Origin of the sequence: Leptolyngbya sp. ST-U4 (assembly GCF_039962215.1) — a bacterium.
Lineage (GTDB): Bacteria > Cyanobacteriota > Cyanobacteriia > Elainellales > Elainellaceae > Leptolyngbya_A.
Genome location: NZ_JAMPKZ010000018.1, coordinates 58,789 through 84,757 on the forward strand (window position 1 = coordinate 58,789; position 25,969 = coordinate 84,757).

General features: G+C 48.9%; 31 protein-coding genes and 2 pseudogenes. 14 read left to right on the forward strand and 19 right to left on the reverse strand.

The window, feature by feature from the left end; all coding sequences use genetic code 11:
- Positions 1–792: 792 nt before the first annotated feature.
- Positions 793–1,458, reverse strand: a complete 666-nt coding sequence (locus tag NDA02_RS20660) for an SDR family oxidoreductase (protein WP_190791891.1) — start codon at positions 1,456–1,458, stop codon at positions 793–795.
- Between the two features lie 148 nt (positions 1,459–1,606).
- Here NDA02_RS20660 and NDA02_RS20665 point away from each other — a divergent pair, with 148 nt between their 5' ends.
- The 4 genes from NDA02_RS20665 to NDA02_RS20680 are packed head-to-tail and all read left to right on the forward strand — an operon-like array spanning position 1,607 to position 4,651.
- The gene (locus NDA02_RS20665) at positions 1,607–2,146 is read left to right on the forward strand and encodes a hypothetical protein (RefSeq protein ID WP_190789624.1); all 540 of its coding nucleotides are present in this window, start codon (positions 1,607–1,609) and stop codon (positions 2,144–2,146) included.
- Between the two features lie 25 nt (positions 2,147–2,171).
- The gene (locus NDA02_RS20670; protein ID WP_190789625.1) at positions 2,172–3,416 is read left to right on the forward strand and encodes a saccharopine dehydrogenase NADP-binding domain-containing protein; all 1,245 of its coding nucleotides are present in this window, start codon (positions 2,172–2,174) and stop codon (positions 3,414–3,416) included.
- 43 nt (positions 3,417–3,459) lie between these two features.
- Entirely contained in the window at positions 3,460–3,726 is a 267-nt protein-coding gene (locus NDA02_RS20675) for a Precorrin-3B methylase (protein ID WP_190789627.1), read from the forward strand.
- A gap of 40 nt (positions 3,727–3,766) precedes the next feature.
- Complete coding sequence (locus NDA02_RS20680) at positions 3,767–4,651, forward strand: inositol monophosphatase family protein (RefSeq protein WP_190789626.1); 885 nt, start codon at positions 3,767–3,769, stop codon at positions 4,649–4,651.
- A gap of 18 nt (positions 4,652–4,669) precedes the next feature.
- Here NDA02_RS20680 and NDA02_RS20685 read toward each other — a convergent pair.
- Together NDA02_RS20685 and NDA02_RS20690 are read right to left on the reverse strand one after the other, a co-directional pair.
- Positions 4,670–5,080, reverse strand: a pseudogene (locus tag NDA02_RS20685) (IS1 family transposase); the annotation flags it as partial.
- A gap of 256 nt (positions 5,081–5,336) precedes the next feature.
- A complete protein-coding gene (locus NDA02_RS20690) occupies positions 5,337–6,329 on the reverse strand; it encodes a zinc-dependent alcohol dehydrogenase family protein (protein ID WP_190792283.1) in 993 nt (330 codons plus the stop codon).
- Positions 6,330–6,426: 97 nt separating this feature from the next.
- On the opposite strand from NDA02_RS20690, the gene NDA02_RS20695 reads away from it, so the two are divergent.
- The 5 genes from NDA02_RS20695 (at position 6,427) to NDA02_RS20715 (ending at position 10,057) form a co-directional block, all read left to right on the forward strand.
- Positions 6,427–6,876, forward strand: coding sequence for a winged helix-turn-helix transcriptional regulator (locus tag NDA02_RS20695; RefSeq protein WP_190792284.1), 450 nt, complete (start codon positions 6,427–6,429; stop codon positions 6,874–6,876).
- A gap of 175 nt (positions 6,877–7,051) precedes the next feature.
- Complete coding sequence (locus NDA02_RS20700) at positions 7,052–8,113, forward strand: alpha/beta hydrolase (RefSeq protein ID WP_242067370.1); 1,062 nt, start codon at positions 7,052–7,054, stop codon at positions 8,111–8,113.
- A 49-nt stretch (positions 8,114–8,162) separates the two neighbouring features.
- The gene (locus NDA02_RS20705) at positions 8,163–8,915 is read left to right on the forward strand and encodes a glucose 1-dehydrogenase (RefSeq protein ID WP_190792285.1); all 753 of its coding nucleotides are present in this window, start codon (positions 8,163–8,165) and stop codon (positions 8,913–8,915) included.
- Between the two features lie 16 nt (positions 8,916–8,931).
- Complete coding sequence (locus tag NDA02_RS20710) at positions 8,932–9,465, forward strand: nuclear transport factor 2 family protein (protein ID WP_199296589.1); 534 nt, start codon at positions 8,932–8,934, stop codon at positions 9,463–9,465.
- 55 nt (positions 9,466–9,520) lie between these two features.
- Positions 9,521–10,057: a nuclear transport factor 2 family protein gene (locus NDA02_RS20715; protein ID WP_190792286.1), complete on the forward strand. Its 537-nt coding sequence runs from the start codon at positions 9,521–9,523 to the stop codon at positions 10,055–10,057.
- Here the strand turns inward: NDA02_RS20715 and NDA02_RS20720 are convergent, their stop codons facing one another.
- Positions 10,058–10,903 (reverse strand): AraC family transcriptional regulator, encoded by an 846-nt coding sequence (locus NDA02_RS20720; protein WP_348255746.1) that lies wholly within the window; start codon positions 10,901–10,903, stop codon positions 10,058–10,060. It lies immediately after the preceding gene.
- A 30-nt stretch (positions 10,904–10,933) separates the two neighbouring features.
- Positions 10,934–11,848, reverse strand: coding sequence for an AraC family transcriptional regulator (locus NDA02_RS20725; RefSeq protein WP_348255748.1), 915 nt, complete (start codon positions 11,846–11,848; stop codon positions 10,934–10,936).
- Between the two features lie 141 nt (positions 11,849–11,989).
- On the opposite strand from NDA02_RS20725, the gene NDA02_RS20730 reads away from it, so the two are divergent.
- From NDA02_RS20730 to NDA02_RS20740, 3 genes are all read left to right on the forward strand, one after another.
- A complete protein-coding gene (locus NDA02_RS20730; RefSeq protein WP_190792289.1) occupies positions 11,990–12,505 on the forward strand; it encodes an MAPEG family protein in 516 nt (171 codons plus the stop codon).
- Positions 12,506–12,584: 79 nt separating this feature from the next.
- A complete protein-coding gene (bla, locus tag NDA02_RS20735) occupies positions 12,585–13,673 on the forward strand; it encodes a class A beta-lactamase (protein WP_348255749.1) in 1,089 nt (362 codons plus the stop codon).
- A 44-nt stretch (positions 13,674–13,717) separates the two neighbouring features.
- On the forward strand, positions 13,718–13,918 hold the full coding sequence (locus NDA02_RS20740; protein ID WP_190792291.1) for an ATP-binding cassette domain-containing protein: 201 nt from the start codon (positions 13,718–13,720) through the stop codon (positions 13,916–13,918).
- On the opposite strand, the gene NDA02_RS20745 is transcribed toward NDA02_RS20740, so the two are convergent.
- The 6 genes from NDA02_RS20745 to NDA02_RS20770 form a co-directional block, all read right to left on the reverse strand.
- The gene (locus NDA02_RS20745; RefSeq protein ID WP_348255751.1) at positions 13,913–14,617 is read right to left on the reverse strand and encodes a hypothetical protein; all 705 of its coding nucleotides are present in this window, start codon (positions 14,615–14,617) and stop codon (positions 13,913–13,915) included. The genes NDA02_RS20740 and NDA02_RS20745 overlap by 6 nt on opposite strands.
- 2 nt (positions 14,618–14,619) lie before the next feature.
- On the reverse strand, positions 14,620–15,144 hold the full coding sequence (locus NDA02_RS20750) for a hypothetical protein (protein WP_190791874.1): 525 nt from the start codon (positions 15,142–15,144) through the stop codon (positions 14,620–14,622).
- 22 nt (positions 15,145–15,166) lie between these two features.
- On the reverse strand, positions 15,167–15,439 hold the full coding sequence (locus NDA02_RS20755) for a hypothetical protein (protein ID WP_347277869.1): 273 nt from the start codon (positions 15,437–15,439) through the stop codon (positions 15,167–15,169).
- A gap of 496 nt (positions 15,440–15,935) precedes the next feature.
- Positions 15,936–16,406 (reverse strand): AAA family ATPase, encoded by a 471-nt coding sequence (locus tag NDA02_RS20760; protein WP_190791871.1) that lies wholly within the window; start codon positions 16,404–16,406, stop codon positions 15,936–15,938.
- Positions 16,407–16,918: 512 nt separating this feature from the next.
- Positions 16,919–17,866 (reverse strand): ParB/RepB/Spo0J family partition protein, encoded by a 948-nt coding sequence (locus NDA02_RS20765; protein ID WP_190791870.1) that lies wholly within the window; start codon positions 17,864–17,866, stop codon positions 16,919–16,921.
- A complete protein-coding gene (locus NDA02_RS20770) occupies positions 17,863–18,612 on the reverse strand; it encodes a ParA family protein (RefSeq protein ID WP_348255760.1) in 750 nt (249 codons plus the stop codon). Before NDA02_RS20770 ends, NDA02_RS20765 begins: the two co-directional genes overlap by 4 nt.
- An 849-nt stretch (positions 18,613–19,461) precedes the next feature.
- Here NDA02_RS20770 and NDA02_RS20775 point away from each other — a divergent pair.
- Positions 19,462–20,169, forward strand: a complete 708-nt coding sequence (locus NDA02_RS20775; RefSeq protein ID WP_348255753.1) for a Uma2 family endonuclease — start codon at positions 19,462–19,464, stop codon at positions 20,167–20,169.
- 30 nt (positions 20,170–20,199) lie between these two features.
- Here the strand turns inward: NDA02_RS20775 and NDA02_RS20780 are convergent, their stop codons facing one another.
- Both NDA02_RS20780 and NDA02_RS20785 read right to left on the reverse strand, forming a co-directional pair.
- Positions 20,200–20,958: a nucleotidyltransferase domain-containing protein gene (locus NDA02_RS20780; RefSeq protein ID WP_348255755.1), complete on the reverse strand. Its 759-nt coding sequence runs from the start codon at positions 20,956–20,958 to the stop codon at positions 20,200–20,202.
- Positions 20,955–21,902 carry a nucleotidyltransferase domain-containing protein gene (locus tag NDA02_RS20785; RefSeq protein ID WP_348255756.1) on the reverse strand — a complete coding sequence of 316 codons (948 nt, stop codon included), beginning with the start codon at positions 21,900–21,902 and terminating at the stop codon, positions 20,955–20,957. The genes NDA02_RS20780 and NDA02_RS20785 overlap by 4 nt, the downstream gene beginning before the upstream one ends.
- Positions 21,903–22,185: 283 nt before the next feature.
- Between NDA02_RS20785 and NDA02_RS20790 the strand changes: the two genes are divergently transcribed.
- Positions 22,186–22,572, forward strand: coding sequence for an AbrB family transcriptional regulator (locus NDA02_RS20790; RefSeq protein ID WP_348249172.1), 387 nt, complete (start codon positions 22,186–22,188; stop codon positions 22,570–22,572).
- Positions 22,573–22,744: 172 nt separating this feature from the next.
- Here the strand turns inward: NDA02_RS20790 and NDA02_RS20795 are convergent, their stop codons facing one another.
- From NDA02_RS20795 to NDA02_RS20820, 6 genes and pseudogenes are all read right to left on the reverse strand, one after another.
- Positions 22,745–22,948 carry a hypothetical protein gene (locus NDA02_RS20795; RefSeq protein ID WP_348255758.1) on the reverse strand — a complete coding sequence of 68 codons (204 nt, stop codon included), beginning with the start codon at positions 22,946–22,948 and terminating at the stop codon, positions 22,745–22,747.
- Positions 22,949–23,064: 116 nt separating this feature from the next.
- Positions 23,065–24,129 carry an oxidoreductase gene (locus NDA02_RS20800; protein WP_190791188.1) on the reverse strand — a complete coding sequence of 355 codons (1,065 nt, stop codon included), beginning with the start codon at positions 24,127–24,129 and terminating at the stop codon, positions 23,065–23,067.
- 163 nt (positions 24,130–24,292) lie between these two features.
- Positions 24,293–24,478 carry a zinc ribbon domain-containing protein gene (locus tag NDA02_RS20805; RefSeq protein WP_190791185.1) on the reverse strand — a complete coding sequence of 62 codons (186 nt, stop codon included), beginning with the start codon at positions 24,476–24,478 and terminating at the stop codon, positions 24,293–24,295.
- A gap of 412 nt (positions 24,479–24,890) precedes the next feature.
- Positions 24,891–25,079, reverse strand: a complete 189-nt coding sequence (locus NDA02_RS20810) for a hypothetical protein (RefSeq protein ID WP_190791186.1) — start codon at positions 25,077–25,079, stop codon at positions 24,891–24,893.
- 22 nt (positions 25,080–25,101) lie between these two features.
- Positions 25,102–25,506 (reverse strand): transposase, encoded by a 405-nt coding sequence (locus NDA02_RS20815; protein ID WP_190791187.1) that lies wholly within the window; start codon positions 25,504–25,506, stop codon positions 25,102–25,104.
- 357 nt (positions 25,507–25,863) lie between these two features.
- Positions 25,864–25,969 (reverse strand): annotated as a pseudogene (locus NDA02_RS20820) (IS630 family transposase); the annotation flags it as partial.

A 25,969-nucleotide genomic window follows, 5' to 3' on the forward strand; every position in this document is an offset into this window, starting at 1 on the left:
CCTGGGAGTAGGAGTCAGGGCGAAAGACGACTGATAAATATTTGACAGGAGACTGTCCAGGCAGGGAATAGTAGGAATTAATTCTGATCCTGCCCCCTTCGACCCTACCACTGGTAGTTGCAGTCGAGAATGAGGCACCTGGCGCAACATCGACTCTAAAAAAATCCACTTGATCGCTGCGATCGAGTATGCCGCTAAAGCGAACTCTGGCTGAAGAGGCATTAGCTTTGATCCTGCCCAAAAACTTAGCAGTATTGAATGAATTGTTGCTATCGCGTAGAGGTTTTGATAGCGATGGAGCGGACGAGGCGAAGAACGAGGACTGAGTAAAATTGGCAGAAGACGATTGATTCAACATAGATGCTGACCTTTATCGTGAGGCGAAGGAGGCTATCGTGGACGTTACTTAACGGTCTCGCACAATGCAAGGACTAGCATCCGGCAAAAGTTGAGTCTCCGAGCCGATTGCCTTTTTGCGCTTCGAAAAGGCAGTGTCGCAAGTGCGCTGAAGCATTGCTCGGCTTTGTCTACCCGGTGTAAGTCCTGGTTCTGGAAGCCTTGTTAGTCACTCTTCAGTCACTCTATGTAGAAAAAAAGAGGAGTCACTATTGCCCAACACCAGTTCAAATCGAAATTCCATCGCCTATAGCTCTCGAATCATTTGAGCCGCAATTTGGGTTTGGTGCGATAGGTTTCAGGCGGTTTGAGTCGCTCAATCTCAAGCTCAATCTCAACCCGATCGTGCCTGTCTTTCAGGCCTACTGATGAGTCTAGTACAGTTCTGCTCCATAATTACCAGGGCAACACTGCTCCGTTGGCGTGCCAGAACGTGCCTGTATTCTCCAAGGTCAACTCATCGATGCGAGCCAGTAACCCTTGCACCGATTCCTCTGGGGTGATGCCACCTTTCGTAAAGTTCGTCATGCGCGTTTGCACCAAGCCCGGATGCAGAATCGCGACAGTAATTCCTCGGGGCTTCAGATCGTGCGCTAACGACTTCCCCGCCATCGACAGTGCCACTTTTGACATCCGGTAGCCGTAAGAACTGCCAGAGGTATTGTCGCCAATCGACCCCATCCGGCTCGTCATCAACACGATCTTGGAGCCTGTTCTGAGGTTGGGCAGCAAGGTGTGAGTGACCCGTAGCGCACCCAGAGCATTCACCTCAAACTGTTCACGAATGCTGTCAAAGTCTAAATCTTCCAGCGTTACCCGCTTGAGAATGCCTGCATTGTTGACTAAGACATCGATCGCAGTATCTCCCAGACGATTTCGTAAATTTGTGATCGAATCATTGGAGGTAATATCAATGCCATCCTCAACCTGTACCCCAAGCTGCTGCAATTCCTGAGAGGCAGTACGACACACTGCAATTACTGCTTCTCCCCGTGCTTGTAGTTGACGGCAGTATTCGTAGCCGATACCTCGACTTGCACCTGTAATGAGATAAGTTGCCATGTGAATTGTGATCGCCTAATGAGACAGGTATTCTAGAGACTCATCATAGGCGAATTTAGTCGGCCGCTCGTGATTGGCGTACTACACTGCGTGACCTCAGAGTCCTCTATCCTGGAAGACAGAATGATGGCTGGGAAGGTTCGGCAGGATGGAAATCATTGGACGGATGAGCGGAGAAAACCTAGTCGAACTCTGGGAGTGGGTGCAATCGCTTTCCCTGTCGCCAACTGCCATTCAGAGCCGCTACGCTCCCAACCGATCGGTCAAATGCTTTGGCGTTGCCTCAAACTTGCAATCGATTGCCAAAGGACGTGCCAGATTGCTGCGGACGGATGACCCCGGAGAGCGCATTCGGTCGCTGGGAGAGCGATTGCTGCCGGGCTGGCACAGTCTACTGGTCTGCGGCGGCGATACAACCATTCACTGGCATCGCGACCACGGACACTTTGAAGGGATAGCGGTCATGATCAACCTGGGCGAAGCGCTGTATTTTGAGCGCGATTACGAGCAGGGCGAGCTACAGCACCATCTCACTGATGGATTAGTGATTCGAATTAACACTAAACTGCTCCATCAAGCAATTCCCCGCTCCACCCCCCGCTATAACCTGACCTTTCGCCACCTGAAACCTCAATTTCTACCCCAGGTCGAAGAAAGCCAGGCAACTCAGCTACAGTTGCCAATGTAGTCCTGTAATCAGGAACGTGAATGCCATGCCTGATCGTTTCTACGATATTGTCCTCTACGGTGCCAGTGGTTTTGTTGGTAAACAAACGGTGCAGTACTTTGCTCGCTGTGTTGATCCGCAACAGGTCCGCTGGGCAATTGCCGGACGCAACCGCCTAAAACTAGAAGCGGTTCGGGAGGAAGTGGGAATAGCTGTGGATGTGTTGGTTGCTGATAGCCAGGATCAGCAGGCGATCGATGCAATTGTTGCCCAGACGCGAGTGTTACTGACTACTGCCGGACCTTTTGCCCTTTATGGCAATACCCTCGTGGATGCTTGTGTTCGCTTCAAAACTCATTATGTCGATATTACAGGGGAAACACCCTGGGTCAGACGCTTGATCGATCGCTATCATGCTCAAGCTGCCGCTGATGGAACGCGCATTATTCCCTGCTGTGGCTTTGATTCGGTTCCGTCTGACCTGGGAACTTATCTGGTTGTTCGGTCCATGCAGCAGTTGGGGATGTCCACTCAGCGGGTGAACGCCTATTTTCAGGCGGTGGGCGGCTTTAATGGAGGGACGCTGGCATCTGCCTTCAACCTTTACGACTCCCACGGAACTACCCAAATGAGCAACCCCTTCTTGCTGAACCCAAGCCCTCCCCCTTCGCAAGCTCAGATCGGTTTCCCCCAAGGGGGAAGTGCTGCGCAGCGCAATCGTGACCCACGGATTCCTGCATTTGATCCCGACCTCAACACCTGGGTCGCTCCCTTCTTCATGGCTCCGGTCAACACTCGCATTGTGCGCCGCAGTAGTGCCCTGTATGCCGGGTGGCAGCAACCCTACGGAGCTGATTTTACCTATCAGGAGTATCTCAAGTTTGAGGAACCTTTGGCATGGCTGAAGGCAACCGGCGCAACAGCGGGACTTGCCCTCCTGACAGGCATTCTGCAACAGCCGCAAGCTAGGTCACTGGTACAGCCCATCCTGCCGCAGCCGGGCAGCGGACCTTCAGAGCAAACGATGAACGAAGGCTGGTTCTCCTGTGAGCTGATTGGCACTGCTCAAGAGGGGCGCAAGGTACGCGGACTGATTCGGGACCAAGGTGATCCGGGCAATCGTGCTACAGTCAAGTTCGTCTGCGAGTCTGCTTTGAGCTTGGCAGTGCAAACCGATGAGCTACCGGACGGTAAGAGCCGAGGTGGGATTCTCACACCCGCAACAGGGTTAGGGGATGTCCTAGCAGAACGGCTACGGAGAGCCGGAATGACCGTTGAAGTTGCCCTGTAACCGAGTGAGCTAGGATCGATTGAAGGACGTTTTGGACCATAGTATGGCAAAGCAGGAACAGCCACTTCAAGGAGAGGCGCTGATCAAGGAAGTATGTCGGCGCATTCGCGTTGCCCGTTGTTATTGGGATGCCCATAACAATCATGCCTGTCGCGGAGAGCGAGAACGGGCCTTGGCTCTATACAACACGCTGACAAAAGAGCAAAAGGACAAGATCCCGCAGGAGTTGCGAGTGTGGTTGCGCTACCGCAGTGAAAAATACTTTGGCGAACACCGCACGCCGCCCCATTCAAAGCGAAAGTCGAAATAGTGCTTGAAGCTCCCTCCTTATTGAAAGCCTTTCAACCCTCATGCTGCCTACCCCCACTCCGCGATCAATTCTTGCCACGCTCCTGCCCCATTTGCGCGTTGCGGCTGCCTACGCCCGTCAGATTCAGTCACAAATTGTGGCGCATCCTAAAAAGGACAGTGACAACTTCCTGGCTGCTGCCCTAAGTGACGCAGATTTATCCATTCAAACGTTGATCGAAGTCGCAATCCTAAGCACATTTCCTAATATTCGCTTTTACGGTGAGGAGCACGAGCGGTCTTATAACACCCGCTATTTTCGGGCGATCGATCTAGGTGAAATGGGGGATTACCTGGTAACGCTTGACCCAATCGACGGTACGCGCTTTTATCTAGATGGACACCAAAACTATCAGATTATTCTGAGCATTCTGAATGCGGACGAATACGAAGCGGTCATCGCTGTAACTCCGGCACAAAACATTTACCACTATGCAGTACGAGGGAAAGGCTGCTGGAAAGGAAATTTAGAGACAGACCTCGACAACTGCGATCGCCTGATGCTTGGAGACGCAGATCGAGCAGTCTTTTTTGGCATTGCGATGGGTGCAATTGCTCCCCATTTAGAAGGCTATAGGGCGATCGACGTAACACAGGATTACTCCAAGGACGCGCAAATTCCCTTGATCAACGGACTGCTGACGGGTGAACTTTCAGGGGCAATCACCCGTGCCGGAAACTGGATTGACGGTGCGGCACTCGCATTTTTGGTGCAAGAAGCGGGAGGAATAGTCACAACGCTGGAGGGAACTGCGCTGCCACCGCTCCATACCTGCTGCAACTACCAGCGTCCAGGATTGATTATGGCAAGTTCAACTACAGTCCATCAGGATTTGCTAAAAGCAGTACAACAATTGATGAAGCAGCATAGTGCAGCTGTCCCCTAAGGAAAAGTGCTTTGCCCGTTATCCTAATGCACAAGAAAATCTGGCGTTGCTGAATAGGAATATGATTCGCTGAGGGATAGGTACATCACCAAATTGGAGGTAGTGCAGTAACAACCGAATCGAGTGCTGCAGCATCTCCACGGATTTGGAATAGCACAATGTCTTGCGATGTAACCGAGCAAGATAGTGTCGTAAGCGTGTATTTTCTCCTTTAACTTGGGTTATGTAGGTCTTGCTCGCCATCTGGTCGCCCTCTGGAATAAATCCTGGATAAACAGACCAACTAGCAGTGACATAGAAGGAGCACGGCCAGCTCACCACGATCGTCCAGAACGGGCGGAATGTTTCAGCACTAGGGTCGCCCAACACCCAACCTAGAATCCCTTTTCTACAGTGATCAACGGCAGTCCACAATCAGATTTTGTTTTTTGGGTTGTATCGCAAAAACTTTTTAAAGACAAACGATACCTATTAAGGTCATCGTCTTAAGCAGTTACGCCCAAGAGTGCTTCGATAAATCTGGCCTGAGATGCAATATCCCCTTTGTCAATACCATTCACTTGTCCTTTGCGGATCATATTCATCGCTGGAGTTGTGATCAGCCCTGAGCAGTTTTCAGCAGAGCAACAACGATATCTTGTGCATCAACATATCCACGCTTTACGAGCATTATCCTAAACACCCATTACTCTCGTTGTAACACCACTTTCCCGATCGCCTGCCCCGACTCAGCCCGTTGGTGTGCTGCTGCTACTTCAGAAAACTTGAACACCTGACTATCGAGTAGCGGTTGTACCTGTCCGGCATCGACTAACTGAGCCAGTTGGGTCAGAATCTCTCTATGCCGCGATCGCCCCACACTATGCAACAGTGGAATCAACATAAAGACCAGATGCAGCGTCAGTCCTTTTGCATGTAGCAGGGTTAAGTCTTGCTGAGACAGAGAAACAATTGACACCACTGTTCCATTCAGCTTTGCAGCTTTGAATGCGTTTTGCAAATTGTCATTTCCTACTGTGTCGAAAACTATGTCAAATCCTTGCTCATTGGTGTGTTCTGCCACAAACTCTTCAACAGGCTGCTGATGGTAGTTGATGGTGAAATCAGCTCCTAGTTTACGGGCGATCGCTCCTTTCTCTTCACTCGATACCAGGGCATAAACTGTCGCTCCTGCTGACTTCGCCAGTTGTACCCCAATATGCCCTACACCGCCTGTTGCTCCATAAACCAGAACCCGTTGTCCAGGTTGAACTTTGGCGCGATCGATTAGCCCTTCCCAGGCAGTGATTGAAACGAGGGGTAGAGCGGCAGCTTCTGCCATCGTGAGCGACTTGGGCTTGTGAGCCACTTGATCTACATCTGCCAGCATATACTCCGCCAATGCACCCCCCAACCCTTTCACGCCGCCTGCACAGGCATACACTTCATCTCCGGGTTTAAAGATGGTGACTCCCTCACCGATTGTTTCCACCACTCCGGCAACATCTCCATGCAATACAGCAGGAAAATCAGGGGCAATGTCTGGAACTGCACCCTGACGAATTTTGTAGTCCACTGGATTCACGCTGGTTGCCATGACCCGAATCAATACATGATGGGGTAGGACTTGAGGAGCTGGGACATCGGTTGTTTCAAAAACAGCGGGGCTACCGAACTGGGTAATAATTTGGGCTTGCATTGCAATTGACCTCAGAACTCATATTCCATGAGTACCATTGAGACATTGCTGCCCGAAAGGATTAACGGCAAAGTGCATTAGTTACTTTTTGGTAAACATGGTGATCAACCCGAATTCTGACGCTATCCAATTGAATTACTTGCCGCAGCCTGCGCTCGATCGCATCGCTAACATGAACCTGTTCGACACCAACTGTGCAGGGCATCAAATGCTCGAACACATTGCTAATAAGTGGACAGTGTTGATTGTGTATGCCCTGACGCAGGGGAAAAAGCGATATAGCGAACTCAAGCAGCAGATTGTTGGCGTATCTCCCAAGATGCTGATTCAAAATTTGCGGAACCTGGAGCGATGTGGATTGATCGAGCGAGAAATTTATCCCACCGTTCCGCCACGGGTCGATTACTCGTTGACTCCATTAGGAGAATCGCTGGTAGAACCGTTGGCGATCTTGGGGGAGTGGGCATATCGTCATATTCCAGAGGTCAAGACAGCAATGGAGCAGTATGACGATAACCCTAAAGAAAACTACTGGGAACCCAAGTAATTCGGCAGCAGGTTTATTTCAGGGCAACATGCTTTAACTCTAAATGGGATCGGGCATGCATCAGCAGTGTAACCGCAAAATATTGATAAAACAGCGCAAGAATCGGGCTTCAAGTTTAAGGGGGCTTTTTCTAATCTTGAGTTATTGAAACCCAACTCAAATCGAGAAAGGAACTATGAACGTTATCCAATCCCTGATTGCAACTGGCACAATCGCGATCGTTTCCTTTACTTCTCTCCCTGTCGCTCTGTCAGAGACAGTCAATTTTGATTTCCTCGCACGCGAGTCTACACAGATGATGGCTGAACTGCCTGCATCCTTCCAACCCGGACTCAATCAGGTTATCTTTCAAAGCGAGGGCGAACGGATGGTGGGTAACTTGTACCTGCCAGCTTCCTACCAGTCCGGAGACAAACTTCCCGTGATTGTTGTGACAGGTGCCTGGACGACGGTAAAAGAACAAATGCCTGCGGTCTATGCTCAACGGCTCGCCGATCGCGGATTTGCGACTTTCACGTTTGATTTTCGCTACTGGGGTGAGAGCGGTGGTACTCCTCGCCAATACGAATCACCTGCGGCTAAAGTTCAAGATATCAAGAATGCGGTTGCGTTCTTGCAAACCTTACCTGTGATTGATGGCGATCGCATTGGTGGGTTGGGCATCTGTGCCAGCGCAGGCTACATGGCACAAACCGTTGCAGAAGATTCAAGCTTCAAATCCTTTGCAACCGTTGCCGCATGGTTACATGACATGGATTCGCTCAACGCATTATTTGGGGAAGAAACGGTGCAGCATCGGATGGAAATCGGGCGGGCTGCCCGTGAACAATACGACCGCACGGGCAAGGTGGCTTATGTTCCGGCTTATTCTCAAGGCGATCGCAGTGCAGCCATGTTTGGCGATGTTAGTTATTACGCCAGTACGGATCGGGGTGTGACTCCAGAGTGGACAAATCTTTTTGCGGTGATGTCCTGGCACGAATGGCAGGGATTTGATGCAATGGCGATCGCGCCCCAAATTACAACTCCAACGCTGATGGTTCACAGCGATGGTTCTGCTCTGCCGGACAATGCCCGCGAATTCTATGCTTCGTTGAGTGGCGAAAAGCAGTTAGTTTGGACGGAAGGACAACATCTTGATTTCTACGATCGCGATCCTCAAGTTGCAACCGCTGTCGATGCATTAGTAAGTCATTTCCAGGCAACATTGCCCCATCTCACATCAGTACAGCATTAGTCAGTTTGAAATATTCAACAGTCATTACACATTATTTGGAGCAAACAAAATGAGTGGACGCATGGATGGGAAAGTGGTCATTGTGACGGGCGGAAGTTCAGGAATTGGTCGAGCAACTGCCATTGCCTTCGCCAGAGAAGGCGCAAAAGTGGTGATTGCGGCACGACGAGTCAATGAAGGAGAAGCAACCGTCAAACAAATTGTGGAAGCTGGCGGAGAGGCAATCTTTGTACAAACGGATGTCACTCAAGCAAAAGAGGTACAAGCTCTAGTCGATCGCACTTTAGAAAAATATGGTCGTCTTGATGCTGCCTTCAATAATGCAGGTTCCGGTAAAGGGATTCGATTGATCGATTTGACCGAAGACGAGTGGGAACAGGAAATTACAGTCAATCTCAAATCCGTGTGGCTCTGCTTGAAATATCAAATTCCTGCGATGCTGAAGTCTGGTAAAGGGGCGATCGTGAATATCGCATCTCAAGGGGCAATCCTGGGTGTTCCCAACTATAGCGCTTATGGAGCAGCGAAGGGAGGAGCAGCAGCATTAACCCGTGCGGCGGCGGCCGAATATGCGGCAGAGGGAATTCGGATTAATGCGGTCAGTCCGGGTGCAGTTGAAACGGAGCTATGGGCGAACGCGCCTGCCGGAATGCTGGAACAGGTGGCAGCGGGTATTCCGATGCAGCGCGTTGGACAACCCCAGGATATTGCGGAAACGGTTGTTTGGCTCTGCTCTGATGCCGCTGGATTTATCACCGGACAGAACATCGCTATCGATGGTGGCTATACAACCTCCAACTAAAACTCACTGAACTCCCATGAAAAAATATTTGATTGCGCTCTTTGCTTTTGTATTAACGATCGCCTTCATGATGAGTTGGAAATCAGAACAACCTGCGATCGCCAACAACATACCTACCAGCCAGGAACAAGCTAATGTTCAACTGATTCAGGATTACTATGCTGCCTATGCAGAAAGCGATCTGAAAGCCCTTAAAACCTTCTTCGCTCCCAATATTACCTGGCGTATTCCTGGTCATCATCCTTTAGCAGGCGAGAAGCATGGTGCAGATGAAGTGATTGCATTTTTTACCCAACTTGCAAAGGGCAATTTCAAAGCTGATCCCATCTTTTTCCAAGCACAAGGGAATTATGTTGTAGACATCCACCGAGGATGGAGCAATGTTGAAGATGGTGGTACTCAAGTCGATCAGCTATTCACGCTCATGTTCAAAATTGAGAATGGCAAAATTGTTGAGGCACAAAATTTCTTAACCGATCAGCACCAGGCAGATGCTTTCTTCTGGAGGGTCTATTCCCTCAAGCCGTTGCCCGATCGCTTAGTCCAGTAAAGTGATTGTGAAAATTTGTACCACGTCAACTCTCGTTCATTTAAAGAAAAAAGCCATGCTCAAGAACAAACGCCGCCAATGGTTGCTGATTGGAAGTAGTGTAATTGCCTCCACACTTCTCTCTAATAAAGTTGCAACGGCTCAACCTTCAAATGATCAAATGATGACCTCAACTACTGATCGAGATGCCATCATCAATGCCGTCAATCAAATTGCCATCATGGCTGATCTCCGAAACTGGGAAGCCTGCCGAGATGCATTTAGCGATCGGGTTGAAACCGATTACACCTCTCTAACGGGTGGAGAACCGTCAACCATCACTGCAGAGGATTTAGTCAAGGGCTGGGAAACTTTCTTCTCACAAACTTTCAAAGTCACGCAGCATTTGATTGGAAGTCATGTTGTCACAAGCACAGGAGATACCGCAACCTGTCTTTCCAACTTTCAAGCCCACCATGTTTATTTAGATACCACAAAAGGAACTTGGACATTGGGTGGCGTTTACGAACATGGCTTAATCCGAACTCCTCAAGGCTGGCGAGTAAACCGAATGAAAATGACCTGGACTTGGGAATCCGGCAATCGTCCCTAACTAACTGCACTGCAAGCGATAATCTTTTGGTGTCACCCCGGTTGCTTTGCGGAAATGAGTGGTAAAGTGGCTTTGATTGGAAAACCCTACTCGATAGGCAATTTCTGCGATCGCTAGCTGAGTCACCGTCAATAAAACTTTGGCACGTTCCATTCGGCGTTGAATTAAATACTTGTGCGGAGTTTCCCCTATTGCAGCTTTGAAGGCACGGGCAAAATGAAACTGGCTCATCGGAACTAAAGCTGCCATGTCTTCGATCGCAATGTCTTCTTCCAAATGCTCCTCAATGTAATCTTGAATCTGCTTCAGCTTTACAGCATCAAGCGCACGACCCGGAACAACGAGCTTCTTCTGTAGCATTCCGGATTCACAATAGTTGCGTAACAGATGAACCGTCAGCAAATTTTTCAGCGATTGGGCAAAAAGGTTTCCGCCTAATCCTTCATTCAGCAGTTCACCCTTGAACCAGTGAGCAACTTGAGTAATGGTGGGATCAGGAAAAATCACTCGATGGCTCAACTGCGTTTCTGCAGGCAATTCATTTTCTACCGCCGTCTGTTTCAGATAATCTGGATCAAGGTAAAGAGTGACATACTCACTTGCCTTCTCCCGGTGATGCCAGACAAACTCGCGATCGCCATACAAAAACGCACTCCCCGCAGGCAGAGCAGTGGTTTGTTTTTTGCCATCAACAGACCAGGTAACGCGATCGTGCGGGATAAATGCCACACTAATCGCGTGTTTAGGCATGGCAAACTCAAAGTCGCCTACACTTTCGAGCAGACCATACTCAACCGTAATATCCTGCCACTCCTTCTTGAGGAAAAGGGAAGGTTGCTCCGTCATCTGCCACCACTTCAGAAAACGTTACTGCCCTTATCCTATCGAAATACAATTTCCTGGCAAGCCTTTCTCCTCACGGTACTGCTTGGGTGTCGTCTGCAATACATGCCGGAACACGGTCGTCATGTGACTCTGGTTGCCAAATCCAGCTTCTATGGCGACTTCAGCCAGCGATTGCCTCTTATCCTGCAAAAGTTGTTGAGCCAATTCCACCCGGCATTGCAGCACGTACTGATAAGGAGGGATTCCGGTTGTGGCTTTAAAGGCTCTGGCAAAGTGATAGGGACTCAATCCAATTATGGTTGCAATATCGCTCAAATTTAACGACTGTGAAACGTTCGCTCGAATGTAGTCCAGGACATTCTTTAACAACTGGGGTTCCAGGAATTCTGGTGGACGTTTGAAGCGTTGAGAAAGGGTCGATCGCTGATAGATAATTTGTCCGAGGACTGCTGTCACAACGGATTCCAGGTAGAACGCACCACCCAGCTGCCCATTGTCAAAAAACTCCTGGATGGCGATCGCTGCACTCAGTCCCCAATGAGTTTTGAAAATTTGTCCTGGCAGTAACTCCACAGTTTCTCCCTCTGCCACACTATGGGATAGAAACGCCTGGGAATAGCCAAACACCACGAAGCAAGACGCATCTTCCACCGAACGATAGGTACTGCCTTGAGGCACAATGTCAAACCCTCCCGGTGTTGCCTTGTAAGGTTTGAGGCGAGCGCTATCGAAAGCCGCAACACCCTGAGTCAACCCAAAACTGGTGGCTACAAGATTGAGGGGAGAGCACAAATTCACCTCCAGATGACCGGGTGGAACAATCGCCACCATGTACTCTGGGGTTTCGATCCAGTGCCCCCATTGCGGCAGGTTCTCCAACGGAGGTTGATCCAGAGGGATCTTACGATCGGTCGGGTCAAACAGAAACTCTTGCAGTAGGCTCATCGGCAGGGGAAGGAAATTTCATTCCATCATCTCGTCATCCGATCACCTCCGCAAGAATCTAAAAGACAGTGATCGCTCAAAGTCAGTAAGCTCATTTCAGCATTGTGATGATTGTTGTAATTCGATGATTGTTGTAATTCGATGTCTGTTTTAATTCCGATCTCAACTTTCTTTATTGGCTGCCATGGATTACTGGCTTTAGGGCTGTCCTACCAAGTTGTAATGGAACGCATCCGAACTCGTGTTTGGCATGGGGCAACCACTGGAGACATTGCCTCGCAACCCGATTACCTGAAACAACCCAATGCCTGGGCAGCCTTGATCGAGAAGCTGACACAACAAACCATTGCAACCAAGGAATCCGATAATGGCGTATTGCAACGAACGATTCGGGCGCACGGAAATTTCATCGAATATGTACCGCTTGGTTTGTTATTTCTGATTGCCTTAGAGTTCATGCAAGCGTCTACTGCCTTGCTCTGGTTACTGGGGGCAACATTGATTGTGTCGCGCATTTTCCATGCGTGGGGAGTGCTTGAAACCTACGGGCCCTCACCGAAAAGAGCGATTGGCTTTTTTGGAACCTGGATGGTTTACATCGCTGGTAGTGCAGCGTGTCTCTACTACAGCTTGCAGTCATTCCAATCAACGCATTGAGCAATTGGCAAGCCATAAACTCTTCGAGCACATTCTGACTCAATATGCACAGGCATCTGCTTTTAGATAGAGATATTTAATGCATGTGAAGTTAGTTGACAGCCAGAAAATTAGAAGAACTTTTTCCGAAATTTCAGAACTAGTGAGTGTAGTTCTAACGGCTCATCGCCCCAGATTGAAGTTTATGATTCAAGGGATGAAAAAAGCCTCGCTTCGCTCATTTTTCTTGTTTGGTCTGACTGTTTTACTCACTGTCAGTTGTACAAGTGTTAATTCCTATAACGGGAAAGCAGATTCAAATAGTCAAACTAGTACGCCAATCGAAATCACAACATCTAACATCGATCGCAACAATGAATTACGCGATCGCATTGAACAAATCTCTCAGGTTGCTCAAGGACGAGTTGGAGTTACAGCCACAGTACTAGAAACTGGGGAATCAGTCACTTTCAATGGTGATCAGCAATTTCCGATGCAGAGCGTTTACAAGTTTCCGATTGCAATGGCGGTTCTAGCTCAAGTCGATCAAGAAAACCTGAAACTAGACCAGAAGATCCGGATTGAAGTAAGCGATGTCGTTCAAGAGAGTCGGATTCTGGAGGAGAATTCACAAGGAAGGGAATTCCTTTTATCCCAATTGTTGCAGTATATGGTTTCTGAAAGTGATAGTACGGCTTGTGATGCGCTATTACGACTCGTTGGTGGGCCACAGCGTGTCATGGAGTATTTAAGCAGCCTTGGCGTAAATGATATTGTTGTAGCGAACACAGAGAATGAGATTCAGTTCGGGCAAGATACCACATTGCAGTATCGTAACTCTGCAACGCCAGATGCAGCCGTTAACTTATTACGTGCTTTCTATGAAGGGCGAGGGCTTTCAGATTCTAGTCAAGCTTCACTGCGACAATGGATGACGGAGACCTCGACAGGCCCAAACCGGATTAAGGGTCTGTTGCCTGAGGGAACCGTTGTAGCGCACAAAACAGGAACTTCAGCAACTGTCGATGGAGTGACGGCTGCAACCAATGATGTGGGAATTGTGACGCTTCCAAATGGGCGACATTTGGCGATCGCTGTCTTTGTTTCAGATTCTAGAGCAAGCGGTACGATCCGTGAGGGAGTCATTGCAAGGGTGGCAAAGGCAACTTGGGACGAATGGAGCCAATAGACTTTCTTTAGCGTTTGCAAATTTCGTTCAGTCGCGGTCTGCTCATGCTGATTTACGACATGCAAAATCTGGTTAAAGTTTATCCAGCGCAATCTCAATCTGTTAATGATCTCATGACCTTCCAAATTTACCAGGGCGAAATTTTCGGCATCTTGGGCGATAACGGGGTAGGTAAAAGCACGCTAATACGCATCGGTATAAAAGCAGTTGAAGGAGCTAATTTTTTGGATTTTGTCCATTCATAAGATTTTTTCTTTGGCGAGGCGAACGGTGATAGACGCACCGTTATAAAAACTCCCCTGCTGGCACAGCTCAAATTCCCCTAGCAATAGTGCTAACCATGCTTTAACAACTGGTAGACCAGTACCTCTAAGAATTTCTAAAAACGCGATGCCCTCCTGTTTCTGCACGTGTCTCTGCATCCAGCTCTCGATTAAGCGAATCCATTCCAACACATTCTCATCGTGTGCCACCGCCAATGCTTGTGCTTTCGTTTGAATCGATTCCTCCTGTACTTGGACAAATGCCAGCACCTTTTCTTTCTCAACAGGCTGGGCGATCGAAGGATTGTCTTCCGGCTCTGGCTGCTTCTTCCCCTTCGATCGCCGGGTTGGTTTCTTCGTTAGACCAGAGATGTCAAGGTACATTGTGCGTTGTACCAACCCATTGAGTAGGTCTTCCTGCATAGGTGGACCCAGAGGATCATGCCGTTCTTCCCAATCGATCAGCAGCAGGTTGGCATAATTCTCATAGCGTTCGGCAAGTTGAAGGATTACATCCCCCAGCAGGTGAAGCTGCTGCCAGTTTATTTCTTCCTGCTGCAATTGATCGATCGCCTGCCAGATTTCCCGAAATTCCACGCTTTCAGCATCAGCCTTTGCTGCCGCTACCAGGAAAGACAGTGTATCTATTAATGGCTTCTCCTGACTCTCCTCTGGCGGCATTGCTACAGCCCTCGCAATGGACAAGGATCGATTGGGCACTCTCTGGGGTGCATTAAAATTTCGGGTTCAAATTCTCGGATGCCGTACTTCTCTTCCAGCGTTGCCAATACTTCCAAGAGGTACTGCCTGACATAACGATTTGCCATGCCCATGCAGTGCTTAGGGGGAATGCTTGCTAACTTCTGATCGCCCTGCCAAACGCTAATCGCGATCGCATGGAGGTGAGCATTAGGTCGATCCTCCCGATACAGGTAGAGTAGTGCCACTGGCGGCGTTTTTGGGACGATATCCACTTGATCAGTTGTAGCCAGTTGCGCTAGTTGCGTGAGCTGCTTCAGTTGTTGTTCAGCGGCTCTCTGTCCCCGTCGCTTCGCGTTTACATCTGGACGATTTCGATAATGCGATCGTCTCCGATGGCAAACATCAGGATTCCAGCATCCATCCCCACTCTCTCCATGCTGTTCGATCGCCTGCTCAATAGTTAGGCGACTGCATTCTAAGCACTTCAGATTCAGCGATCTCGGCACGGCTAAGGGTTTTAGGTAAGATTCAATTGTTAGTGTAATTCGTAGTGTAAGTGAAAGGGAAGTTGATGGCAAGAGCAAATCTAGCATCTGATAGGAAAAACATAGCTCCCCCAATTTCTCTGGTTATTTCATCCAGGTTGGCGTAGTCATGGGTCATATCCCGTTTCCCAAACCGCACTAATAATTCCTGTTCCTCGGTGTCGATCGCGCTGATAATGCTTAAGTCACCGTTAAACACTTCGTGGTTGTGGTCGTTCTTCAATCGCAATATGCGATCGCCTACGCTGAGCGTGATGCACCGCGCACCAGTTCTGCTTTACTGGGATGGGGTGGATTGATAAGCTGTCATAACACCTGATTCAGGTTGTAGGTGCCCATCTCTCCCCGCCTTATGAGGCGAAGCACCTGGACATCTCGTGTCGGATCGAATCCTAGTTGTTGGATAAAATGAGTCACAATATCTCGAGTTCCAGCTACGCCATACTCTGGGTTTTCAGCAACGAACCAGAGACAGTCAGATTTTGGCTTGTTGCATACCCGTTTTAGCTGCGGCAGTTCTCCTTGATTAATCCGGTGAGCGTTGATGACGATCGCAGGCTGCTGTGTCTGTCAAAAAACCTGAGTGAGTCAGACGATCGGCATGAGCCCAGAAGCAGTCAAATCATTTAGCCTTGCACGGGGACCGACGCTCGGTCACTGATCCGTATCGCCCACAATCAAGAGATGAGCATCGGGTGCTACTGCCTTAAACAGCGAATTGGCTAAGAATAAATCCATGATCAAAGCCTTATCTACCACGATCGCTTCAGCTGGGATCGGTTGTCTTGATCTCGCTTAAATTTCATTATTTTAGGATCGATCTCCAGCAAGCGATGCAGTGTTTTAGCTTCCTGCCCAGTCATTTCACTCAGGCACTGGGCAACTCGGCTGATGGGAGAGGCGAGCGTAATGGTCCTGCCCAGCGCTTTCCGGAGCGCAACGATCGTCTTACAGATAAAGGATTTGCCCGTGCTTGGACCTCCTGAAAGGATGAGCACCCGATGTGAGGCTGCCATGACAACTGCTTGCTGCTGCAGCAGGGACAACTGGAGCCCGGTACTGACAATGAAGCGATCGATCCAACGCTCTACACGCGGCACATTAACGGGGATGGCCTGGCTCAGCAGGTGCTTAACTCGGTTGTCTAAGCCCTGTTTTGTGTAGAAAAATGGCGGGGCATAGCAGAGGAATTGTCCCTGAAAGTTGCCCGTTCCGCCTTGCATGATCAGTTTCCCATCGATTGCTATGTCGATGGCGAGGGCAAGAATATCGCTCGCATCAATGCGATGGCCAGGGAGAGCAAGGCGTTCTACCGTGTGTTATACCAGTTCAAATTGAGGTAGAAAGCCTGGAATTGCGGACCATACTTGGGATGCTCTCGCCAAGCGCCCTGCATTTGTAGGGTCTGCCCTGTCTGAAGGTTAGCGAAACTGCCACCCATCGTAACTCGCTTACTCATGCAAGGCGCTTTGAGCCGCGCTACGGTGTAACCTGGCTCTGTTAAATATATCTGTTAAATAATAAGTGATTCGTTCGACGACACCTTGAAGCAGCTCAAGCGATGACTGGGCATTGGGGGTGAGAGGCTTTTCCATTGCGATAATCGTTTTGTCTTCAAGCTGCCACTTGTATTCTGCGTTCAGGGGGGGAGACGATTGATACGATATCAAATATCTTTTGCGGAAGCTGCTATTCCGGCTTGTGGATAACGTTATCCACAAAATCTGGAGCGACATTAATGCTTACTGGCTTCTTCATGTATCAATTCCTCTAAAGTTTTCAAAACTGTCTCCAATTTTTTTTGCTTGCCAGGATTATTCCAAACCTTCGATTTCCTAGCTTGTTGATATACTGTTTCAAAACGAGTCTTCAGGTTGGGGGTAGCCTCTTCAGCTTGCTGTCTCCTAGTTTCAGAAATTGCTGCTATTTGTTCCTTGATTTGGGTCAAAGACAAATCTTTCTTAATCGCAGAGTCTAACAGTCTCCTACGTTGATCTTCTTCTTTAATCCGTGCGATCGCTCTGGCTTTTGTATAAGCAATCTTTCCTTCTCGAATGGCAGTTAGAACGTCAGTTGGCAAATTTAGTAAGGGAAGGCGATTTGTGCGAAAGCTTTCAGGTGTAAAGCGTCCAACGGTATCAAATACCTTCTGAAGGGTCTGCCATTCCTCGCTGTGGATAACGTTATCCACAGAATCGGGATTGCGATCTGGGTGTGCTGCTTGATTCAGCAGTCCAACTACATAATCTGTTCCCTTTTTAAGTCGAATCGCGATTAGCTCTAAGATGCCTTCAGTTTCTTCTATTGGGTTGAGGTCTTCCCGCTGGAGATTTTCAACCAGAGCGACCTGAAAGGCTTCATCATCGCTAAAATTCCGGATGACGACAGGAACTTCAGTAAGTCCAGCAAGGGTTGCAGCTTTATAACGACGCTCTCCTGCAACCAAAATATATCCGCCATCCTGTTTAGGACGTACCAGGATTGGTTCTAGAATGCCGTGCTGTTTGACAGATTCAACAAGCTGGTCAAGTTTTTCGGGATCGAAGTATCGGCGCGGCTGTTGTTTGAACAGGGTGATTTCAGCGATCGGTAGGCAGCGGTCTTCTATTGAAGGTTGATCAGGTTCACCAAACAGCGCATCGACGCCTTTAATTTGGTAAGGCTGGCTAGCACGTCTTTTCATACAAGCGCCTCCAGGCTGCCAGCAATTTCATTAAATAAGGCAACTGCCGGATGCTTAGGATTATGGAGTGCCAGCGGTAAATGTTCCTGGGAGGCATCAGCAAAACTCACTGAGCGCGGAACAGCCGGAAAAATCGTTCCAATTCTGGATGCTTGAATGGACTGTAATGCCATGCCTCCCTGCACTGTTCTGGCTTCGTGCATAGTAGGAATAACGCCAGCAATTTTTAGGTTTTTATTGGGGCGAGCTTTGACACGAGCGATCGTGCGAAGTAAAAGTTCAGTGCCTTTCAGGGATTTGTAGTGAGTTTGAATTGGAATGAGAACGTGAGTTGCTGCAACAAGGCTAATGTAGCTCAAGATGCCAAGACTAGGAGGACAGTCAATCAGAATATAGTCATATTGATTGACTGCTTCACTCAGAGCTTCCTTAAGCCGGTAGTCCCGCATGTCTGCTACGACCAGTTCCAACTCTGCACCGCTCAGGTTGATGTTTGCAGGCGCAAGATCTACACCATAGATGTCTGTGTGAATGGGAAGTGGCTCAGAAGCCATTACCGATTCATATATCGTTTTTTTTAGCTCAAACGGTTCTAAACCCATGAAAGCGGTTAGGCTGGCTTGAGGGTCCATGTCGATCAGCAGAACCCGGTGCTCATGTTGTGCGAGATGATAACCCAAGTTCATTGTTAAAGTGCTTTTTCCGACGCCACCAGACTGGTTAAAGACAGTAATGATTTTGCTCATAGTGGGGTTATTGTCATTGTTGATAATGGGTGGGGTTATTCTTGAAAGCGAGTAGTCTTTTGCCTCTCCTTCAACCTTAAGTGACTTCCAATGCAGCAGTCGGTCAATTGTTTCTGATTCATAGAGCCAAAAGGCAGATACCCAGTTCAGCAAATCCTCTAGTTCCTCAACCGAGTAATCTTTGCGCTTCTTCGATCGGGCGGTGGGATAAGGGTTAAGGACCCCTTCTACGGCAATCAGGAAGTCAACAAGAGGCAGAAGCGATGCAGGTATCCAGCGGCTATCTCCACGTCCAATTGAAGGTTTACGTCCAGCTTTTTTCTCGGACATCGCCTTTATCTAGATCTGCTTGAATGAGTTTCCGGTAGATTAAGAGGATAGCTATTTTTGATGATCTGTATCGTCCTTGCCCAATATCCTGCTTAGCAAACTTGATAAATATGGGCTTGATCGATCGCCCTAACTCAGTCCCTTGCCTTGATTTCATCGCTGCTCCTCCTGGAACAGCATGTTAGTCTAAGACTAATGAAAGTTCAAGAGTTAGTCTTAGGCTATGTGTTAAGAATTGAGGCGGGTGGTGAAAGTATCTCTACAAGGCATACTATCCACTTCGTATTTGCAGCTATTTTGACTCCGACAACTCTAAGATAACTTTTTGCTTGAGATTGCTCAGGACTGGGAAGCCTACAACGGAGTGGTACTCGCCTGCCCCAACTAACAGGCACTGGAGCATTGTCGATTTCAGCGATCAACGAGCGTCAGTCAGGTGCAGGCGATCGCTAGACAGTATATTGCTCGATCTGGAATTTGCTAGAGTAAACCCTGTATCACGATTTCGAGGCTCGGCAGATGGTGCGTGAACAATTTCCTCAAGCGCAATCGACTCCAGTGCCGGATTGCCCACCTTTGCAAAGCGGTGATCATTTAACGCGCCCAGAATTTGAGCGGCGTTATGCCGCAGCCCCTCACGTCCGAAAAGCAGAACTGATCGAAGGCATTGTTTACGTGGCATCTCCTTTAAGGCACGAGCAGCATGGCAAACCTCACAGTCGAATCATTACCTGGCTCGGTGTCTACCAAGCAATGACTCCTGGCGTTGACCTGAGCGATGCGCCAACTGTGAGGCTCGATCTTGATAATGAACCGCAGCCTGATGCAGTGCTGTTTATAGAATCGGCGGCAGGAAGGCAAACTCGAATTAGCAGTGACGGCTATATTGAGGGATCGCCCGAACTGATTGTCGAGATTGCAGCGAGCAGTGCTGCTATCGATACGGGCATCAAAAAGCAGGTGTATCGGCGCAATGGGGTGCTGGAGTATATCGTTTGGCAGTCCTACGAGAACCAACTTGAATGGTTTGTTCTCATAGAGGGAGAGTATCAACGGCTCCCTTCAGATTCAGCGGGGATTATCCGTAGTCCAACCTTTCCAGGATTGTGGTTAGCCGTGCCAGCACTACTGAGTAATCAAATGGCACAGGTGCTGGAGGTGCTACAAGTGGGATTGCGATCGCCGGAACGTCGGAAATTTGTAGAGCGACTGGAAAAAGCGAAATGATGTCTTTCAGTTTCTGTCCCTACATTACAACTATCCAAATGCCAGCCGTACACGCACTAATAAATTATTCAGCGCTGTTTTTGTAGAGGGAGCTTCCGGCAAATGGCTGTAATCGCTCTCTGCTTTCAAAGTTTCTACCAACCGCTGATACTCCTGCTGGTGGAACGCCAGATCGGCTTGACTCAGAACTGCTTTTTCGCTGCTGCTCAACTTTTGGGCAATCAGATCGGCGAGGTAAGGAAGCTGAAACTTCTCATTCAGCCTCACCAGATTTGCCTCAATCTCGCCTGTTTGCATCAGGTGAATGCCTGTCAGCAGAACACGATAGAGATAAAGTAGCGGTTTGACACGGTGGGGTGTTTCCTTCTCAAATAGCCGCCACTGCGTTTGAGCAAACCCCAGGTAGTGATGGCTGTGATGGCGCGTGATGCAGCCTTGGGCGATTGCCTTCAGTTCCTCATGCTCTGCGATAGCGTAGACAACGTGCGGCGAGTAAAGCTGCTCCAGGACATAGCCGTTTCGCTTTAATAGCAACCCACAAAACTTCTTGAGGTCATGGGTGACGAGATCAAGCTGTAATCCGTCTTGAAGCTGCGAGACCTCGATCGTTTCCTGTCCCATATCCAGTCCAATTACCTGCTTGAGCGGCAGAATGTGAACGCCTCGCAGATCATAATCAGAGTCGGGCGAGGGAAAGCCGTAGAGGTGTGCGCCGCTAATTGTGGCAAATAGAAGCGGATAGGGTTGTTGTGTCGCGGTAGTAAGCAGTTGGGCTGGGAGTGAGTTCATGGTTCAGCGGCAGCCATGCTGCGACGTGCTTCAATCAAAAAGGCATTTGCCTTCTCGTAGTTTGGACGTTCAGGAAGTTTCGTGTTGGTGAAGGCGCGATCGAACGTTTGATGCAGCTGAAGCCGCCATTCGTTGACCGCATCCCACGACATCTCCTGATGCCGGATGGCTAAAAGCTGCGATCGATAGTCCTCAACTTGTACGGGCACAAAACCCTCCTTTAGCACGGTAATTCCCGACAGCAGCAAACGAATTAGGTGCATCGCGTGCTTCCAGCGAATCTCGCCTTTGGTGCGGAGATCTTGCTCCATTTTCTTGAACTGCGACAGCACATAGCTGTTATAGGTCTGATAGACCAACTGCGACAGGAAAATTGCCCGGATCTGCAATAGTTCCGTTGCGATCGGGGTTGTTGTTTCAACCAGGGGCGTGTAGAGGCATTCCAGCACATTTGGATTTGCCTTCAGTGCCAGGATCAAAAACTTTTGGAGTTCCCAGTAGCATTCCTGGGTGGCAGCGTTTTCTAGCTGCTCTGGAATGCCGTAAAGTGACCAATGCAAGGTGGCGGGGGGTAAATAAATTCCCCGACGATCAATGTCCGAGACTTCGTTGTCTAGTCCATACGCCCTGGAACCGACGATACAACGATAAATGACAGCATCGTACAGGTTATAGTCGCTCAACACTGCCTCAGAAGTCTGTAATCCCTCATTCTGGTAGTGCTTGCGGATGCTGAACTCATGCCGCCGCAAATTGACAGTAGACCCATCGGGCAGTTGAATTTGATAGGCGTGGGAGTTATCAGTGGGGGATTTGACGATCGCGCCTACTGCTCCCCGCAGGCAGACGAGTTTTCCGGTCGAGGTTTTAACCTCCACACGGGCGACGACCTGCGTACCCACAGGCAAGATCAGATTGTAGGCAGGAGTTCCCTTTTGCATCATGCTGCCTTTCCAGTAAATATGTTTGTAGTATATTGTAGTGCATTGTCGTGCAAGAGCAAGCTTGCATAAGCAAGGGTTGCGTTCTATACCAATGTGCCCATCTGTGCTCTGTTCTATTTCACGAGCGCAGCTTGTGCTTGGAGCTTGCTGCAACCCCAGCCACACCCTCGATCGCTTCTGGGAATGTTGTTGCTCTAAGCGCAGATCTCTACCCGGAACTGGCATGAGAATATGGTTAAGTTGAGAAAGTAGAAACCGTAGTTTATTCAAAACCCAGTTAAGAATGGCAGTTGCGATAGAACCTTTGAGAGGCAAAGCTCTTTTGAGCAAATTAAAGGAAATTCCAACCCTTTCCAAGTCGGAGAAGGCAAAAGCCTGTGGCTATGTCACAAGGACAAAAGATAAGGAAAGGGCGAACCTATCAGAGTTTATCGAAGCCATCCTGGAGGCTCAGGGCTTGGCGGTAGAGCCAGAGCAGGTCGCTGGAAGGGGTAGAACGCCCACTTATCGTGTCACTGTTCACGCTAATGGACAGATTGTGATTGGGAAAGCCTACACCGAGATGATGGGTCTAAAGCCAGGAGACGAGTTTGAGATTAAGCTGGGCTATAAGCACATTAAGCTCGTTCAGGTTCAAGCTGAAGGAGACTTGACCAACGGCGAGATTTGATTTCCCAAGTCTACGAATGAACTGCATCCAATTTTGGCTAGCAAAGAAGTAGAGGATTTGTCGCTTGATCTTCGTCGCTCCTTTGCTCTGGATTGTTCTTTAACCTCTACAAGCTACAAGAAACCCAGAGCAAACCTGAAACTCAAGAGCATTCTGACTTCTACTATTTCAGTTAGAGAGGGAATAATCTATGATGAAGGGCGATCGGGATCAGCGTTAAACAAGCAAAGCCGATCACGCCGACAGCCCCTTGCGCGACACAGCACAGTCCATAGCTGAACGGCTCAATACTAGAAGCAGTCTCAGTCGCGTCAGCGTCGATCGCAGTAAATGCAGCAGTAGCAGGCAACTTTTCTATCTCAGTCGTGAAACTCATAGATAAAACTTGATAGACACCTTTTCTAGCATCAACACCAACGTGCCAGAAGTAAAGGCATAAAAAATGAGCGTCTGAAATGAGTGCTATTACCGATGCTATAGGCTGCTTCACTACTATCTTTCATCCAGGTCTTTGTAGACTTTTGTACATTTCTCCCGGCTGCTTGCAAGGGCTAATTCAATCATGCGAATCGTATTTCTCGCTTCTTCGGGCTTCACAGCAAGTTCTGCCCCTTGCACGATTGCCTGATAAATATTTTCATAGAATGCCTGATAGCATCCCGGCACTGTCTCGATTTGTCCGTAGAAGTGTAACCCATGAATCTCAGTATTTAACGTCCCCCACTGCGCTTGTGGCTCCTGTCCCCAATCCAATTCAGTGGGAGTGAGTCCACGCCGCAGTGCCCCTTCTTGCGGGTCCATGCCGTATTTCACAAACGATCCCTTGGAGCCATGCAAAATGAAATGCGGTCCCAGTTCTCTCACCAGCATTCCGGCTTTCAAGGTCACTTTCACACTTCCGTAGTCCAACCCAACCTCAAAATAATCATTGACGTTTGCTCCTGCTCTTTGCGCTCGAACGTCTGCCGTAATTGCCTGGGGCAGACCAAACAAAACCTGCGCCTGATCGATTAAATGCGACCCCAGATCAAAGAGAATGCCGCTGCCTGGTTCTGACGCTTCCCGCCATGCTCCGGGTTTTAGGGTGTTTCTAAAGCGATCGTAGTGCGCTTCATATTCCACCAGTTGCCCTAAATATCCCTGCCTGACGATCTGTTGAACCGTTTGAAAATCTCCGTCCCAGCGGCGATTGTGATGCACGCTCAAGACCTTTTGAGTTTGCTGAGCAAGCTGGATCAGCTGCTGTGCTTGAGCTGAAGTGAGCGTGAAGGGTTTATCGACGACGACATGCTTTTCTGCTAATAGTGCCTGTTTTACCAGCTCAAAGTGGGATGAATTAGGCGTGGCAATCACCACCAAATCGATCGCAGCATCGCTTAATAGGGCATCGATATCCTGAACGACTTCGACCCACGGATAACGCTGGCGGGAAGCTTCACCGTGACGTTCCACAATTTTCGTTAGCTTCAGTTCGGGAACAGCATTGATCACGGGTGCATGAAACACTCGCCCCGCAACACCGTAGCCCACTAATCCTACCTGAAGCTGAGTTGCCATGTCTGTATCTGCCTCCAATCGTCGCAGGGGATGAACTATGTCCCGCTTAGCTTCGCTTGAAGCGGGGGTTTCTGTCGCTTCTTCCTCCCCAGTTGCTTCATGCTTCCGCAGAAGTAGAGCTAGGCGACTCTGCGACTGAGGAAGACGGTTCCCGCCTCCCATACTATATCTCGCATACCTGCGCGGAGTTGACATCCCGATCCTCGACATGACCACAATCAGGATTAGAGCAAACGTGCAATCGGTCAGACAATATTTTAGGCGTAAGTTGCCAACATTTTGCACAGCGTTGTGTCGATTTCAATTCACGTGTAGGAGCATGGATCAAGAATCCATTTCCTTCCAGCAACTTGTACTCGATTGCATCTTTCAGAATCCCAATCCCGACATCCAGCAGAGAACGATTCAGCCCTGTTTTTTGAGCTTTCTGCTTCCCTATTTTGGCTTTATGGGTCGGTGATTGCTTTAATCACTCTTACTGCTGAAGTTTTTGCGGCATAAACCAGTGTGTTTCAACACTTAATAGAATAACTAGAATTGATTTAGTGAGCGGGTTACTACGAAATTTTGAATAAAAATAATGCATCCATTCCTGATAGTGTTTTTACGTTTTTTGATGCTTGCTAATTAGAGTTAGAGACCAAATCCATAACGATTGATATACAGCCCTATCACTGATCGTGCATCTGATCAGATTCACATTCTTAGCACTTCGGCAGGGTTATCGGTTGTGTCGCAAGACTTATGGGGTGACAGAGAAGCTAGAAGGCAGACTGAATCAAGCGCATCGCCCGTAGCCCTTGCAGAAAAAAACGACGTTTTTGCGGCTTGAGGTACATGAGTTGCTCTGCCCAATTCGACCACAAATCCATCGAGTGAATCCATACCTGCCCGTACAATCCAATCCAAAAATCACTATGCCGTTTTTGGGGTCGAGTCGATTCTGCCACTCGTCCCACATGGTGCTGGATTTTACTTGCGACGAATGCGGTTGCTCTGCTCGGTTGCGATCGTGTAGGCAATCGCTACCAACAGAGCTAAAGCGTGGAAGCGTTGTCCAATGGCGCGACAGTGTTCGAGGTTGTAGCCCCCGGTTTTGAAGTCTCGAAACATCGGTTCAATCGAAAACCTTTTAGCGTAACTATCAAAGGCAGTTTCGATGTCAGTGAGATTGGTCAACAGATACCAAACCTGATTGGCTTTCGATTGGCGATACACTCGCTTCCAGCGGGTGACGAGATTGAATCGACCAAACCCTTGCTGTTGAGTCACCTGCACCTGTACTTCAAAGCAGGCAATGCCTGGAAATTGGAGTAACTCATCGAGTCGCTCAAATTTAGCGTCTGAGTGGGACTTGACCGTGGTGCTTTTGGGCAAGCGGAGCACGAATCCGACCCGTTGTTAACGCAGCCAATGGGCAAGAGAAACGCTGTGAAACTCCCGGTCTCCCAGCACACAATACACCGATAGCGGTTCATCAGAGCTAACGCCGGGCGTAGAACGGTTTGCTGCTCCAAAAGTGAACTTGCCCCTGGATGGTCAAGACAATGCCAAAACACCGGGACGGCTCGCTTCTGATAAACAATACTTATCATCAGCAAGTTATGGTGCTTCCACTGCGTCCGGTCGATAACCAGATACAACTGGTGCCCCTGATGCTAATGTTGCTTGAGCCAATATTTGACAATGGGAAACCATAGTGCTTTGAGATTGAGTTGCGGAAGTTGTATAGCTTTACGGATACACGTTCGAACAATGGTTGAAGGCAGCATCGACACAATCGCGAAAGCTATCAAATTCATCCCAGCGTTGACGCATCCAATTCTTGAGCACGAACCAC